This is a genomic window from Ruegeria sp. AH3, assembly GCF_056536265.1.
Map to the genome: position 1 here is coordinate 1,652,689 of NZ_JBQFJL010000001.1, position 13,610 is coordinate 1,666,298.

General features: G+C 56.3%; 11 protein-coding genes and 1 pseudogene. 3 read left to right on the forward strand and 9 right to left on the reverse strand.

Translation table 11 applies throughout. From position 1 onward, the window contains the following. Positions 1-241: 241 nt before the first annotated feature. From ACR3EM_RS08285 to ACR3EM_RS08310, 6 genes are all read right to left on the reverse strand, one after another. Positions 242-916, reverse strand: a complete 675-nt coding sequence (locus ACR3EM_RS08285; RefSeq protein ID WP_170449447.1) for a GntR family transcriptional regulator — start codon at positions 914-916, stop codon at positions 242-244. A 38-nt stretch (positions 917-954) separates the two neighbouring features. Further along, on the reverse strand, positions 955-1,131 hold the full coding sequence (locus ACR3EM_RS08290; protein WP_170449445.1) for a hypothetical protein: 177 nt from the start codon (positions 1,129-1,131) through the stop codon (positions 955-957). A gap of 457 nt (positions 1,132-1,588) precedes the next feature. Next, positions 1,589-1,786, reverse strand: coding sequence for a hypothetical protein (locus ACR3EM_RS08295; protein WP_170449443.1), 198 nt, complete (start codon positions 1,784-1,786; stop codon positions 1,589-1,591). 321 nt (positions 1,787-2,107) lie between these two features. Next, a complete protein-coding gene (locus ACR3EM_RS08300) occupies positions 2,108-3,400 on the reverse strand; it encodes a type II toxin-antitoxin system HipA family toxin (RefSeq protein ID WP_170449441.1) in 1,293 nt (430 codons plus the stop codon). Further along, positions 3,400-3,645: a helix-turn-helix domain-containing protein gene (locus tag ACR3EM_RS08305; protein ID WP_170449439.1), complete on the reverse strand. Its 246-nt coding sequence runs from the start codon at positions 3,643-3,645 to the stop codon at positions 3,400-3,402. The genes ACR3EM_RS08300 and ACR3EM_RS08305 overlap by 1 nt, the downstream gene beginning before the upstream one ends. A gap of 97 nt (positions 3,646-3,742) precedes the next feature. Beyond that, positions 3,743-4,606 carry a hypothetical protein gene (locus ACR3EM_RS08310; protein WP_170449437.1) on the reverse strand — a complete coding sequence of 288 codons (864 nt, stop codon included), beginning with the start codon at positions 4,604-4,606 and terminating at the stop codon, positions 3,743-3,745. Between the two features lie 530 nt (positions 4,607-5,136). On the opposite strand from ACR3EM_RS08310, the gene ACR3EM_RS08315 reads away from it, so the two are divergent. The 3 genes from ACR3EM_RS08315 (at position 5,137) to ACR3EM_RS08325 (ending at position 11,033) form a co-directional block, all read left to right on the forward strand. Further along, positions 5,137-6,993: an SLC13 family permease gene (locus tag ACR3EM_RS08315; protein ID WP_480471909.1), complete on the forward strand. Its 1,857-nt coding sequence runs from the start codon at positions 5,137-5,139 to the stop codon at positions 6,991-6,993. A gap of 358 nt (positions 6,994-7,351) precedes the next feature. Then, positions 7,352-9,946, forward strand: a complete 2,595-nt coding sequence (locus ACR3EM_RS08320; RefSeq protein WP_480470254.1) for a coiled-coil domain-containing protein — start codon at positions 7,352-7,354, stop codon at positions 9,944-9,946. Between the two features lie 31 nt (positions 9,947-9,977). Continuing rightward, entirely contained in the window at positions 9,978-11,033 is a 1,056-nt protein-coding gene (locus ACR3EM_RS08325) for a TAXI family TRAP transporter solute-binding subunit (protein ID WP_480470255.1), read from the forward strand. 20 nt (positions 11,034-11,053) lie between these two features. Here ACR3EM_RS08325 and ACR3EM_RS08330 read toward each other — a convergent pair whose 3' ends face one another. From ACR3EM_RS08330 to ACR3EM_RS08340, 3 genes and pseudogenes are all read right to left on the reverse strand, one after another. Then, positions 11,054-12,778 (reverse strand): AAA family ATPase, encoded by a 1,725-nt coding sequence (locus ACR3EM_RS08330; RefSeq protein ID WP_480470256.1) that lies wholly within the window; start codon positions 12,776-12,778, stop codon positions 11,054-11,056. A 358-nt stretch (positions 12,779-13,136) separates the two neighbouring features. Beyond that, positions 13,137-13,433 (reverse strand): annotated as a pseudogene (locus ACR3EM_RS08335) (DDE-type integrase/transposase/recombinase); the annotation flags it as partial. After that, positions 13,345-13,572 (reverse strand): glycosyl hydrolase 108 family protein, encoded by a 228-nt coding sequence (locus ACR3EM_RS08340; RefSeq protein ID WP_480470257.1) that lies wholly within the window; start codon positions 13,570-13,572, stop codon positions 13,345-13,347. The gene ACR3EM_RS08340 and the pseudogene ACR3EM_RS08335, both read right to left, overlap by 89 nt. Positions 13,573-13,610: the final 38 nt, after the last annotated feature.

Below are 13,610 nucleotides of genomic sequence, written 5' to 3' on the forward strand. Positions count from 1 at the left end.
TTGTGGGGCAAGTTCAATAAGAGTTGATAATTGATCAAAAATCAATAGGCTTTTTTGTTCTCCATTTTTCGATAAATTTCAGTTGGTTGCGTGAGTTTTGATAGCTTGGGAGAATCCGAATCAGCCAAGAAATCTCAGATTTCACGGCGTTGAGGGACGTTCAAAGGACTGGAATACAGCCAGCCCGGTATTCGGACATATTAGAATACGGTCTCGGCCGGGTATTCGCTTGCTGTTACTTTCAGCGAGAAGGGTTGTTCGAAAACAAGGTTCTAACAAGAACGCTGTAGGCCTCGGAAATATCCAGAACAAGCTCCTGTTTGGCAGTTGCTTCGTCGCCTTCCCGGACAGCTCGTACTATTTTCCGGTGATGAATGTTGGAAACCTTGTACTGATTTTCCCGTTCCAGCTGATACAGGTGCGGACTGACACGCAGCCATAGCGTGTTGATGATATCGATCAGAACCGGAGAGTTCGACTGCTGGTAGATCCGCAGATGAAACTCATAGTTGGCTTTGATATAGCCCTGCACATCGCCGGATAGCTCGGTCGTTTCCAGACGCTTCAGCAGCTTCTCGAGGTCCGCGACAAAAGCGTCATCCCGATTCACCACAGCCCATTTGACAGCCAGCGCCTCTACTTCCAGACGCACATTGCGCAGGTCCGTCAGTTCTTCGTATCCTAGGCTCGGCACCCCGAGTGAGCGGCCCGAAACATTCGCCACGACCCCTATCGCTTGGAGCCGCGTCAGCGCTTCACGCACAGGCATAGCGCTCACGCCGAAGGCTTCGGCAACACGCGCAACATGAACCGCCTGGCCTGGTGTGAACTCACCTTCGCGTAGAAGCGTGCACAGCTGGTCATACACCTGGTCGTGTAACTTATCTTTCTGAATCGGTTTGGCGTTCTTAAGCATGTTTCACCTAATCGCATAAACTCGGCGTGGAAATCTACCTAACTTTTGCAGTTGCCAGTTGCTATCAGGCGGGCAATCACCTCGCACAAGGGCATTGGGTAAACACCGAAGGTCTGGGTGATAGTGGCGGCTGTGATCTCTTCACCTTTTGCCAGCTTGACCCCAAAGTTAGTTGGCAAAGCTATTGTTCCACTTCCTTCTGAAGCGTCTTGCATTGCACGGGTTTGACGGCGTTCAAAGATGTTTTCATTTTTGTTTCCCTAAGATGCTTTCCATTATTACGCAAAGTCTTCCATCATTCAAAGATAATTGACCTTTGATTAAAAATCAGTGATCTATATTTCACAAGAAACCTGATACCGTAGCGGACCTTTGGCCACCCGACCCTCAGAGTGGCTTTCAATGACTGCTTTTGCGAGATCGGCTGCAACGCAGCGATGAGCGCGCCGCGCCTGCGATTATATGCTGCGTCAGCAAACACCCGGAAGGGCAACGGCGGAAAAGTCCCGCTTAGCACCAGTTCCCCCAACTGCCGGTTCTGCACTTGCAGCGAAAGTCCGGTCCGAAGAGTTGCACTGAAGCGACATCGGGTGCTTGTGGAAGTCCAATTGACAGCGATCCACACCTAACTTCGGGGTCACCCGGGGCGGGCTACCCGCCCCGGCACCGCAGTCATTCGGTGACTGGGTCGTCATCGCGGCGCGGGAAGGCGACCATTTCGACGTCGGGGAACATGCTGTGTTTGACGTTGATCGACGTGATGTTGCCGCGGTCGTCGGTGTTGACGAAGAGGATGCCGCAGCGGGCCCAGAAGTTCTTGCCGTCTTTTTCGCCGGATTTGACGTTCAGTTTCAGAGTTTGAGTAGCCATTTTTTGATCCTCACTTTGAGTGTTTCGATGAACATGACCAAGGCTGGCACCAAGGGGCTGTCAGCGAGAAACTTGCTTCGCGAGGAATGCGCTGGCGCAGGGGAATTTTCTTGTTGAAGTGGGGTTTGTCCCGCGTCTGACACGGCTGCCCGCTTATGTTCAGCAATCAGAAACACGGCGTTGAGGATCTGAGTTTGGCCATCATTCTCTGGGCTGGCCCGTCAAAGCTGGCCTGAAACGCTGCAACTACTGTGCTGGGCCTGCAGATTGCGCGCAGTAAATATGATCTACCGACCATAAAACGGAAATATGATCTGCGGATCATACGGCATGAAAGGCTGCCGCCCGACGCCGTATGCCAGCAGCGATGGCTTCCGCCAAAGGCTGTGGAAACCCATCCGGCAGGTCTGCTAGTGTCTTGTCCAAGGCGGGTTCAAGCTCAGACGCGACGCCCGACAAGATCTCTTCCGCTAGCGCCACACCAAAACCTGCCGCCTTCGCAGCCTGCAGGAAATGACGCGGCACCACCTCGTTGATCCGGTAGTGTCCGTCGACGGCCATCGCGAGGCGCATCCGGTTCTGGCGGATTTGACTGTCATCCACGGCTTTCTGAGCGCTCAGCACATCGTAGAGCGGGGTCATGCGGAACCCGCCAGGGCGCAATGCGATGCTGAAATTCTTAGCGTGCCCGTCTGTCGCGCCCAAGAGCCAAAACAGCACCTGCGCACGGAAGAACGCGCGCTGATCTGTTTCAGGGTCATCACTACCATTCAGCAACCCGATCCCTTCGGTGATACCTGGCCCGCCATCCATTTGGTATTTTTGACTTGGGGGCACTGAGAGCACCTGACAAAAGTCTTCCTGGGGGAGTCGGATCAACCGACCATCCTTGGTCCAGCGCCGATCAAACCGTGTCACAACAAGGCTCCGCACATCTTCGAAGTCGGCAATTTCGACCTCCGCCACGTCCATGCCCATGGCGCGGCAAAAGCTCATGCAGAAAAATTCGTTCTCGACGCTGTCCGACAAATCTATCCCTGCGGGCAGAACACCAAGCTGGGTCTTGAGGATATGGGTTGTAGGGGTGAGCCCCGATGGACGGATCCACGAGCCCTCGTGGCGTAGCAGAGCCGTTTTCTCCTGCGCCCCGGCGATGGAAATGCGGAAGTAGTCTTCCTCATCCAAGCCTAGCGGAGCGCTTGTGAGGTTGCGTAACATATCCGCAATCTGTGCCTCAGATACGGGCTCTCCCTCGAGCGCGGCAAACTCTGGAATCTCACCTGAGACGAATTGCAGGGCCCCCACGCAATCGCGCCCGATTTTCTCCAGCATGTGCCACGCGTCCGTGCCGCCCGCACGCACCCGTGCAGCAACGCGCTCTCGTATCGCCTGATTGTCCGGCAGCAGGTTTTCCAAGTAGGCGATAACAGGGCCGCCCTGGTGTGCCTCTTCACGCAAAGGCAGCGAAAGCGAGATGGGCATGGCATGTTCCCATGCCAACCATTCCGGGTCATAGGTAAAGCTGATCGCGCCTGAACCAGCGAGACGCAAAGCCCCCACCGACCGCCCGTTCAGAAGCACTTGCATCGTTCCGCTACGCCCGTGTTTGGCCATCAGAAGATATCCTCAATCTCAAGCGAGCCACCGCGCTCCACCAATCGGAACTCAAGCCCAAGTGCCGCCATGACAGCGAGCACTGTGGCGAGCTTCGCTCCCGTGTCGCCATTCTCGAGCGACGAAATTGTCGCGACGCGCAAATTCGTACGCGCGCTGATATCGCTTTGGGTCCAGCCGCGCGCTTTGCGCGTCCGGCGGAGTGCCTCGCCGATCTGCTCGGCCGTTCGTGCTGTGAGGTCCATGACGTGGCTCCTTTTACGGCACAGCGTAAATCAAAATAAATTACGCTGCAACGTAAATATTCAATTTTTACGCCATAGCGTAACAATCGAGCCGCACTCATGCCTGCAGCCCCGCAGCTCGAACCTGCTCAGGCGTCACCAGCTTCGTTGCAACCAAATCCTCGATCTGCCGGTTTGTGATGTGGCGGCACAGGGGATGGCGCTCGTGGATCCACTCGGCGAGGCTGGCGCGACCTTTGGCTTCGGCCTCTCGCGCCTTCTCGCGGTCGGCTTGCAACTGGGCAAGCCCCTTCTCCCATCGGCGCATCTTGAACCAATTGTCCGAAAAACAGACCTTGCTGCGCGTGTATCCCTCGCTTTCCTTGGCATAGGCTTTGATCGCTTGCTTCAGATCATCGGGCTCTACCCCGGCTTTCACAGCCGCTGCGATCAGGCGCAGACTGGTTCGCCGGTCTCGGATCCTGTCTTCGGGATAGGCCGCCAAGATCTTCTCAGCTTCAAGATCTTCAACCTCCTCCGCCGCCTCGCGCCTGCGCGTAGGTGGTTTATGGATGGTTTTAGGATGGTTTGGGGTCCACCGTGAACCCCGTACCCCGTTCACGGTGGACCCCGTACCGGGTTCAGGCTGGACGGGGTTCACAGTGACCCCCGTCTCAATATCGGGTTCAGCCGTGGGTTCGAGCGCGGCCACGCGCTCCAGAACGATGCGGTAAATGACGGTGTAGCCATTCTTGCAGTGCCGCCGCCCCGTCTCAATCAGAATGCCTTCTCGCAGGAAATCGATAATGGTGCGCTTGACCGTGCTCTCGCTAAGCTCTGTGTGGCGCTGGATCGTCCCCTTGGAACACCAGATGCCGGAGCCGTCATCGCTCGCTTTGTCGGCCAGGAACATGATAATCTGCTTGCGGGCGGCGCTGCCAAAGCGGCGCTCGGCGCATTCATTCGCTATGCGCCAGCTCATTGGATCACCTCACCGGTCAGAGGCCAGGAAAAAGCCGACTGAGCGTTTGCGGAGCGGTAGTGGCCCGTGCTAATGTCTTTCGAAAGCTGACAGGCTTTTTCTATTTGGCCCCGGTTCACAGTTGCCGCTGTGACGGGGCCTTTTTCGTTTTGAACCGGCGAACTTGGCTTTGAAACTTTCGCTTTTTGTTCACTTTTTGTCAGGGGGCATTTTGCACCCCTAAGTCGTTGTTTTTGCTTTATCTCTTTCTGGATTGCAAATCCGTGTACACCGGTTCGATTCCGGTACTCGCCTCCAAATACTCTCAAATTCATAGCACAGGCCTGCGTGGTTCGGACTGGTGACTTGATATCTTCCACCTCCAAAACGCTGGTTTCGCCAGAGTGGACCGCGAGACATCAGGTTGCTTGTGATTGAGCTTACTTCCAAAAAACCATGACAACTTGCCGGGCATCACCTAGAAATACGAGTTACGCTCTCGACGAAAGGACCCTGGTGACCGCGTGGAACAATTGACATTCACCTACGAAATGGGCGTCGTCTGCGCGCTGCTGGCTTTTACTGTATTCCTCTTTGTTTCGGAAATCGTCCGAATTGACCTCTCGGCCATTCTGGTCCTCGTTCTGATTGGCCTTCTGAGCTATTTGCCTGGTCTGGGCAATCTGGCGGACGTCCCGCACCTGTTTGATGGATTTGCTTCAAACGCGGTGATTTCGATCATCGCAGTTATGATCGTTGGTGCCGGTCTGGACAAAACCGGCATCATGAACAAGGTCGCCGCAGTCATCCTGAAGTATGGCGGAACGGCCGAGAACCGGGTGCTGCCGATCATTTCGGGGACCGTAGGTGTTATCTCGTCCTTCATGCAGAATGTGGGCGCGGCAGCGCTGTTTCTACCGGTTGTCAGCCGAATATCATCACGATCCGGGATCCCTTTGTCGCGTCTGCTGATGCCGATGGGGTTTTGCGCCATCCTCGGCGGTACGATGACCATGGTGGGGTCGTCACCGCTGATCCTGCTGAATGATCTGATCCAGACCGCGAACGACGGACTGCCGGACGATCAAAAGATGCAACCCTTTGGATTGTTCTCCGTCACTCCCATTGGCGCTGCGCTGATCCTTACCGGTATCGCTTATTTTCTATTGCTGGGGCGCTGGGTTTTGCCGGGCGACGCAGGTTCGGACAGCACCGGAACCAGTCAGGGGACACAGGAATATCTACAGCGCGTTTACGGGCTGAAAGCGGATGTATTCGAAGTGGTTGTCCCGGCAGACAGCCCGCTCGTGGGGCAGATTCTGGCGGATATAAATTACGAAAACCATCTCTATATCATTTCGACTTTCTATCGCGGTAAAACCTCGATGGTGCAGGTGTTGACAGCCGAGATTGCCGCCCCGTGTCGGCTGGCCATTGTGGGGCGCCGATGGGTGGTTGAGAAATTCGCCGAGAAATACGGGCTGACAGTTCTTCCGGATCTGGATGTGTTTGTCGAAGAGTTCGCCCCCACCAACGCAGGCATCGCCGAAGTCGTGGTAACCCCGGACAGCAAACTGATCGGAAAGTGCCCGCGCGAGCTGTTGTTTCGCAAGACCTATGGGATGTCCCTTCTGGCAATCCATCGCGGTGAAGAAACGCTCAGCCATGTTGAGACCGAGGATCACGAATCCACGCAGATCGGGCTTGAGAAGTTTCACGCGGGCGACATGTTGGTGGCCCATACCCGTTGGGACAACCTGATGCGGATCAAACGGGATCCTGATTTCGTTGTTGTGACTTCGGATTTTCCGCAGGACGAACTGCGCCCGCAAAAGGTGGGTTGGGCGCTTGCTTTCTTTGCGATTTCGCTATCGATGATCCTGTTCACCGATATCCGCCTCTCTCTTTGCCTGCTGACCGGAGCAGCCGGGATGATGCTTTCAAAAGTGCTGAGTGTTGATGAGGCGTATCGCGCTGTGGGATGGAATACGGTCTTTCTGCTGGCTTGTCTCATCCCCTTGGGTCAGGCCGTTCAGAATACTGGAACGGCGGCGTGGATAGCCCAACAGATCATGACCATTTTGGACGGTTGGCCAATTTGGTCGCTACAGACCGGCGTAGCCATTCTGGCCACCGCATTCTCGCTCGTGATGTCGAATGTCGGGGCGACGGTTCTGCTGGTTCCTCTGGCGGTATCGATCGCTGTCGCAGCGGGCGCCAGCCCGGCGCTTTTCGCGCTGACCGTGGCGATTTCGACATCGAACAGTTTCATAATCCCCACCCATCAGGTGAACGCGCTGATCATGGGGCCTGCCGGTTACAAAGTGACCGATTTCGTCCGCTCGGGCGGAGTGATGACGTTCCTCTTTCTCATCGTTTCACTCGTCATGCTCAACCTGCTGTTCTGAGCATGTTTGGGTTGGCGAGTTAACACACGCCACACGGTCACGCGGGGTATGTCCGGCGCGTGACCAAGGGCGTCAGATATATCGGCCGATACATCCCGTTCGCGCAGGACATCGATTGCAACGGCTGCAAGTTCGTTCAGTCTGCCCCGCTGACTGGGACGACCTGCCGGTTCTGATTGAGCTATCGCCGTTGGCGAGCGCCCGGCGGACCGGCGAAACCGCCCACTGGATACTCAAACTGCAAAAAAAGATGGATTTTGTGGTTATATCTTCTGACCTTCGGCAAGGCTGGGGTTAGACTTTTTCACAGATGTGTGAGAGATTTAACGAGCCGCTTTTTGGTGTGGAGAGTGGATATATGGTCCCGTTTCGGTTGTTTGGTTTAATTGTATTCGTTCTGGTCATGGGAGCTTGGACGCCAGTTGCTTTGGCGCAAGATACCGAAAACCCGTCAGCCGATACTGAAGAGCCTCCGCAAACTGCGGCGACGTTGCGAAAGATTCTGGCTCTGTTGGAAGAAGAAATCACCCGTGCTCAATCTACCAAATCCGGATTGATCGAAGATATCGCCAAAGCCGAAGCCGAACTTTCCGAGCTACAGGCGCAGATCACGTCGGTGGATTCTGAACGACGTGACAATGCCTCGCGACTGGCTGAACTTGAAGAAGCACGCGGCCTGCTGGAACAGGAAAGCGAGGCCAGCCAGAACGCAGTTGCCGAGCGGCGGCAGGAACTGGGCCAACTTGAGGCTTCAACACAGGCCGCTGAAGTTCGGCTTGCCGACCTCAATGTGCAGATTGAGACAGCAGCGGCCGAGGTTGGCAATCTGGAGCAAGTAAAGCTCGAGATGCGCGATCTTCTGACCAAGATGGAAGCCGACCGGATGTTGGCCGGTGAGCTTGCAGCCGATGTAGAGAATCTGACCCGCAGCCAGTTAGAGGCGAATACCGAGCTTGATGCGCTGAAGGAAACACTGGCACAAAACAGGTCGAGCCTTGAAGGTGTAACCTCGGACCTCGCTGAAAAACAAAACGAACTTGCGCAGATCGCTACTACGCTAGGTGAACAGCAAGCTGAGATGGCGCAGGGGCAGGCAAGCCTGTCCGACCTTCGCGAGAGCATTGCCAGCGCGACAGAGGATCTACAGGGTCTTCAGAACGCGGTTGACACCCGGCGCGCCGAGGAAGAGGCGCTGACAACTGCAATCGCGACGGCAACAGCGCGCGAAACGGAACTCAACGCTTCGCTCAATACGCTTCAACAACAAGAGACAGCATTACGTGACGAGATTGAGTCGCTGACCTCGGAAAGCAACGCGCAGTCGCAGAATGCCGCGGAAATCGCTTCTGCGGAACAAGCTCTGCAGGCGCTTTCCGAACAGAAAGCCTCGGTGGATGCAGAACTGGCGCGCAGTACGGAACAGCTGGAAGGCCTGCGCACTAATATGAGTGAGACCGAAGCCGCATTGGAAGCAGCGCTTGGTAGCCGATCATCGGCAGAAACAGAGTTGGCCGCGATACAGGAAGAGCTTGAGACGGCGCGAAGCGAGCTTGATCAGGCCCAGACTGAACTGGCCGAAAACCGCGAAGCAATGTCGGTCGAAATGGCGTCTTTAGAGGACGCTCGATCGAGTGCCGAGGCTGCCGTAGCAACCGCTCAGGAAGAACGGACCTCTGCAGAAAACCAGTTGTCCGAAATTCAGAACCAACTTGCTGTATTGCAGGAACAGGAAACCGAGACGCAGCAGTTGGTCACGGACAAGTCCGCGATTGAAAGCGAACTGGCTCAAGCGCGGCAGTCGCTTGAGGCCATCCGCGGGGAAATCGGCGAAGCAGAAGCCCAGCGGGCAACCGCGACTGAAGGGCTTGAAGCGATACAGGCCCAAACTGCCTCGGCCCAGGATAATTTGACCCGGCAAGAGGCAGAATTGGCCGAGTTGAACACGGCCTTGCAAACCCTGTCAGACGAAGTGAGCTCGGGAGAGCAAAGCAAGGTAGATCTCTATGCTTCACTTAATGATCTGCGCACCGAACGAGAGCAAAAGGCTAATGAGCTTGCCGCGGCGCAAGAGGAGCTTACGCAGTTACAGGCAGCAAAAGATACGCGATCACAGGAGGCAGCCGATCTTGAAGCTGCTTTGGCAAACCTTCGCGCCGAGTCGGAATCGGTAACCGCAAGTCTTACAGACGCGACCAGCGAGCGCGATTCAGTCAGCGCGCAGATTTCAGAACTTACAGCCCAACGCGATGCATTGCTCGCTGAGACGGAAGCCGCTGCCGAGGCGCGCGACCGCGCGGCGGAACTGGTTCAACAAGCTGCAACGGCTGAAACGGAATTGAATGCGGTTCTCGATGAAATCGCCATTGCGCGGGATGAGTTGGACCGCGCCAACACCGAAACTGCCGAACTGATATCTGAACGCGAGACCGCGGCGTCCGAGATTGCGGAACTGGCTGAGATCAAGGCCCAAGCAGCACAAGCCTCGCAGGCCGCGCTTGAGGAGCAACAGACCGCATTGCTGCAAGCCGAAGCGCAGGTGGCCGACACACGGGCTGAACTGGAGGCGCTTCGCGAACAAGCGTCGTTGTATCGAGGCCAACTGTCGAACCTTGCCGCAAGTCTGCAGGCGTTGGAGGCACCGGCCATTGCTGAAACAACGCAGCCTGCACCGGTTGCAGTCGCGCCTGATGAAGAAATCGCTGTGGAAACGCCGGAGCCCGAACCGCCGGCTGCCGAAATCAGCCGGGCCTCTGGTCCGCAGATATCCATTGACGTTGTACGCACGGTCCTGAGCGGCGCACCCGGCCTCGGCGGCCTTCCACGTGGTGTCGTCGACGCGCTGGCAGCGGAACTGGCAAGCGGAACCTGTGCAGTCGACGCTCTTCAGGCCGCTACCGGAACAGTCAATCGCCAGATGCTGCTGCATTTGGTGCGCTCAGGAGAGTTCTGTTAGTTTCTATTGGTGATTTAGAGGGAGGTAAGACATGAATTTGTTCAGGCTGGGGAAGCTGCTGACCAGAACCGTCCTATTGGCGGGCCTGAGCCTTGTGCTGCCCGCGACTGCTTCGGCATTCGAGCGCAATATCCTGACCGGAGGGCCGACAGGCACCTATATTCAGATCGGTGGGGATCTGAGCGGTTTGGCCGCATCCTGCGGGATTGAGTTGAATGTCCGCGAAAGCGCCGGATCGCTCGAGAATTTTCTGGGCGTCCGTCAACGTCGCCACACTCAGTTGGGCATCGTGCAAAGCGACGTGCTCGAATATCTCAAAACCTATTCCAGCGAAGACCCCGAGATCGCGCGCGCCATTTTCGGCGTCCGCATCGCATTTCCGCTCTATAATGAAGAGGTGCATATTCTTGCCAAGCGCGACATCAACACTCTTTCGGACCTGAATGGTCGCAAGGTTGCGGTGGGCGTTGAAGACAGCGGCACCTTTCTGACCTCCTCTCTGGTTTTGGATCTGGCTGGTGTCACCCCGGCTGAGCGTCTGACCATCAACGCCGATACATCGCTGCAGATGCTGCTTGATGGCAGCATTGATGCATTTTTCTACGTTGCGGGCGCGCCGACAAAGCTGTTCCAGACCGACCAGATCGACCCGGAAAAGCTGCATCTGCTCTCTGTGACCGATCCGACTCTCTCTGCCGTTTATACGCCGTCCCAGATCGAGGCCGGCACCTATCCCTTCCAGCAGGAGACCATCGACGTGGTAGCGGTAAAAGCGGTGCTTATGACCTATGAGTATACGCCAGAGCGGAACGGTTATCACCGGGCCAGCTGCAACTCTGTCGCTGATGTGGCGCATCTGATCGCGAAAGAATTCCAGACGCTTCAGCAATCAGGTCATCCCAAGTGGAATGACGTCGATCTCAACGACATTCCGCCAGGCTGGAACATCGCACAATGCGTGAATTTGGGTCTGAGCGAGAATTATCAGCTCGATTGCGGTCCAACCGAAGTGCCCGCACAGACAACTATCGAAAGCGAGGCCAACTCCGCCTATCGCGCCCGCATTTGCGCGGTCATCGGATGCTAAACAAGGATCGGGCTGGAGATTTACTTCAGCCTGATTTCCATCCAGGGTGAGGCCACTTCCCGCCCGTTCTGATCGAGCGCAATAACCCGCCACGTCCGCGCCGCCTGAGGCGGCCTCAGCCGTAGCGCAGATGTTGAAACTTCAGCCGAATAGAGCGCCGTATCACTGAAGGTCGATGACAATTCGATGCGATAAGCCGAAGGGTCAGCCCCCTCGCCACTGGTCCAGACCAGTTGCAGCGACCCATCGGGCATCTTCTTCGAAAACAGCGGCGTAGGCACCGAGACCGGCCCGCTCTCAGTGGTGGATTGCATGTCTTCCAGACGCGCGGCAGCGCCCTCGATTCCCGAGGCAGCCCGGTTATACCAGATGCGTGCGAGCGTAAGATCTACAGGCACGCCCTCTCCGGTCTCATAGATCTGCCCAAGATAGTAGGCCGAGCGTTCGTGCCCCGAAAGCGCCGCAAGCGCATATCCGACTGCAGCAGCGTCCGGAGCGGTATCTGCCAGTTCCAGCGCCGCCAGATACTGACCGTTTGCAGAGGGCTCAGCCCCGGCCAGAGCGCCCGAGATCCGCTCGACCCGCGCTTCCGCTGCAGCTGCTGTGCCCGGTAATAGCCGCCTAAGTACCGAAGTCCCTCCACCCGCGTTGACCGAGCTTGCGACAGCTTCACGTGTCGTCGCCTCTTTTCGTTCTCCTGAGAGCCCACCTACCCCAAGCAAATAAGCCGCAGTCCCAGCCCCAATCAGAGCAATTGCACCTAATGCGAGCCCCGTTTTGCGACCAAACTTGCTTTTGGCCGGTTCAGTCGAAACATGCTCTTCGTTATCGGTGTCTGATACGCTCTGCAGAATACCTGCTACATGATTGGCGCGCGCCAAAAGCTCTGCATCGGTTGGCACATGGCGCAGGCCTTCTTGATCTCCGCTGGTTCTATCATCCGCATCGGGCGTTCTGATCAAAGAGGCAATCCGGCGGACCTCTGCCTTGTCGAGTTCCGCGGGATCAGCACTGCTACCATGCTGCTTCAATGCCTCGCAAAAGGCGTCCAACTTGGCCGGAATACCGTTTGAAATCACGAACAGTTCTCGGGTCGCGCCTTTGTCGAATGAGTGTTTTTCCAGACCCATCTTGCTCAGACGCATGCGAACGTAGCCACCGACGTCCTTCTCGTTCATGCAATCCAGCGTAAAGGCCGGACCAACAAGATCCGGCCTCACGCCGGACAGAATATCAGCCATTCCCGTTTGGCCGACAAAGACGAGCTTAAGCAACGGTCGCTGGTCAACCAACTGGTCACACAAATCGCACAACGCACCAAGATACAGATTCGACAGGTCATCTGCATCATCGACCACAAGCACCGGAAACCGCTGCGCAGTATGCAGTGACTGCAGCAGCGAGATCAGTTTTTCACGGCTCTGCTCGGCACTCGCAGTGGGGTTCTGTTTTGGATTGAATACGGTCAGCACATCCCAGAACACTTCGCCCGACAGATTATCCAGGCCCTTGAGCATCCGGATGACAAAGGCCGTGGTGTTGGTCGAAATCCTGTCGCGCACCAGCAGGGTCCGCCCGGTCCCGGGACGACCGACAAACAGGGTCATCGGCACGCGGCTGGCCACCGCGAAATTCAACCGCTCCCGCGCGAGTTCGTGTGCCTGGCTCCAATAGATCGTGCTGGACTGTTCTGATACGACCGCCCTGCCCGAAGAGTCTGTCGGTTGCGCCCTATTGCCTTCCATAACCCCCAAACTCGCAGTTCACGCCGACTGTTTCAGTGCAATGGCCTCGTCAACCCGAGGGCAAAGATCTGAAGGCTTCAAGGCAGAAAGCCATTGTCGAAACGTGCGAAATCCCCACATCAAACTGCAACAGGCAGCCCAACTCCCAGCATGCTGCAGCAATAATTGGTATAGTGTCGCAAAGTCGGTGGAAAATCTAGGCTGCGGACAGATATCTCTTAACGCAAAGACAATTTAGATATTTGATGAGCATTGAACACTCATACAATCAAGCAATCCTATGTGCGGTTGGGCTGTTCAAGTGGCGGCGCTGTCAGACAAATTCGACCAGTCTCAGTGTGCCGCGGAAACCGCGATCCTAACCAGAACAAAGTTGACGCCACTCGCTAAGAGCGGCGGTGCGCGTCAGCTTGAAAGTGTCCCTGCTGGTGAGCGACCTTTCCTGGTTGAAGTGGTTGTAGATGGAGGAGTGGACGAAGGCGAATTTCTGCAAACTTCGCATGCGCCTGAAACGCTGCATCGCGCGTTCACGTCGTCGAAACGGCAGGTGTGAATTCTCGACGCGGTTATTGAGCCACCTGCCCGTCTGCTGTTTTTCGAGTGCACCCAGTTCTCTGAGAGCGGCCCGATACGATGCGAAGCGATCCGTGACGACGGTTGCCCCGGAAACTGGCCAGAGTCTCGTGCGTGATCCCATGGTTTGTCGTACCGCCCGGGTCTTTAGGGTGGTCGACATAGCCGCCTTCCCATTTCTGGATATGCTTTAGGCAGGCATCAAAGTTTTTTCTGCTCATAGTTCTCTCAAGCGTTTCATGCCTGAAGTCGAGCCTAA

What these genes read in the sequence shown, in the direction of transcription:
- ACR3EM_RS08320 (WP_480470254.1), top strand. Translation starts at nt 7,352, where the DNA reads ATGGTCCCGTTTCGGTTGTTTGGTTTAATTGTATTCGTTCTGGTCATG.
- ACR3EM_RS08305 (WP_170449439.1), bottom strand. Translation starts at nt 3,645, where the DNA reads ATGGACCTCACAGCACGAACGGCCGAGCAGATCGGCGAGGCACTCCGC.
- ACR3EM_RS08295 (WP_170449443.1), bottom strand. Translation starts at nt 1,786, where the DNA reads ATGGCTACTCAAACTCTGAAACTGAACGTCAAATCCGGCGAAAAAGAC.
- ACR3EM_RS08315 (WP_480471909.1), top strand. Translation starts at nt 5,137, where the DNA reads ATGGGCGTCGTCTGCGCGCTGCTGGCTTTTACTGTATTCCTCTTTGTT.
- ACR3EM_RS08340 (WP_480470257.1), bottom strand. Translation starts at nt 13,572, where the DNA reads ATGAGCAGAAAAAACTTTGATGCCTGCCTAAAGCATATCCAGAAATGG.
- ACR3EM_RS08300 (WP_170449441.1), bottom strand. Translation starts at nt 3,400, where the DNA reads ATGGCCAAACACGGGCGTAGCGGAACGATGCAAGTGCTTCTGAACGGG.
- ACR3EM_RS08285 (WP_170449447.1), bottom strand. Translation starts at nt 916, where the DNA reads ATGCTTAAGAACGCCAAACCGATTCAGAAAGATAAGTTACACGACCAG.
- ACR3EM_RS08290 (WP_170449445.1), bottom strand. Translation starts at nt 1,131, where the DNA reads ATGCAAGACGCTTCAGAAGGAAGTGGAACAATAGCTTTGCCAACTAAC.
- ACR3EM_RS08325 (WP_480470255.1), top strand. Translation starts at nt 9,978, where the DNA reads ATGAATTTGTTCAGGCTGGGGAAGCTGCTGACCAGAACCGTCCTATTG.
- ACR3EM_RS08310 (WP_170449437.1), bottom strand. Translation starts at nt 4,606, where the DNA reads ATGAGCTGGCGCATAGCGAATGAATGCGCCGAGCGCCGCTTTGGCAGC.
- ACR3EM_RS08330 (WP_480470256.1), bottom strand. Translation starts at nt 12,778, where the DNA reads ATGGAAGGCAATAGGGCGCAACCGACAGACTCTTCGGGCAGGGCGGTC.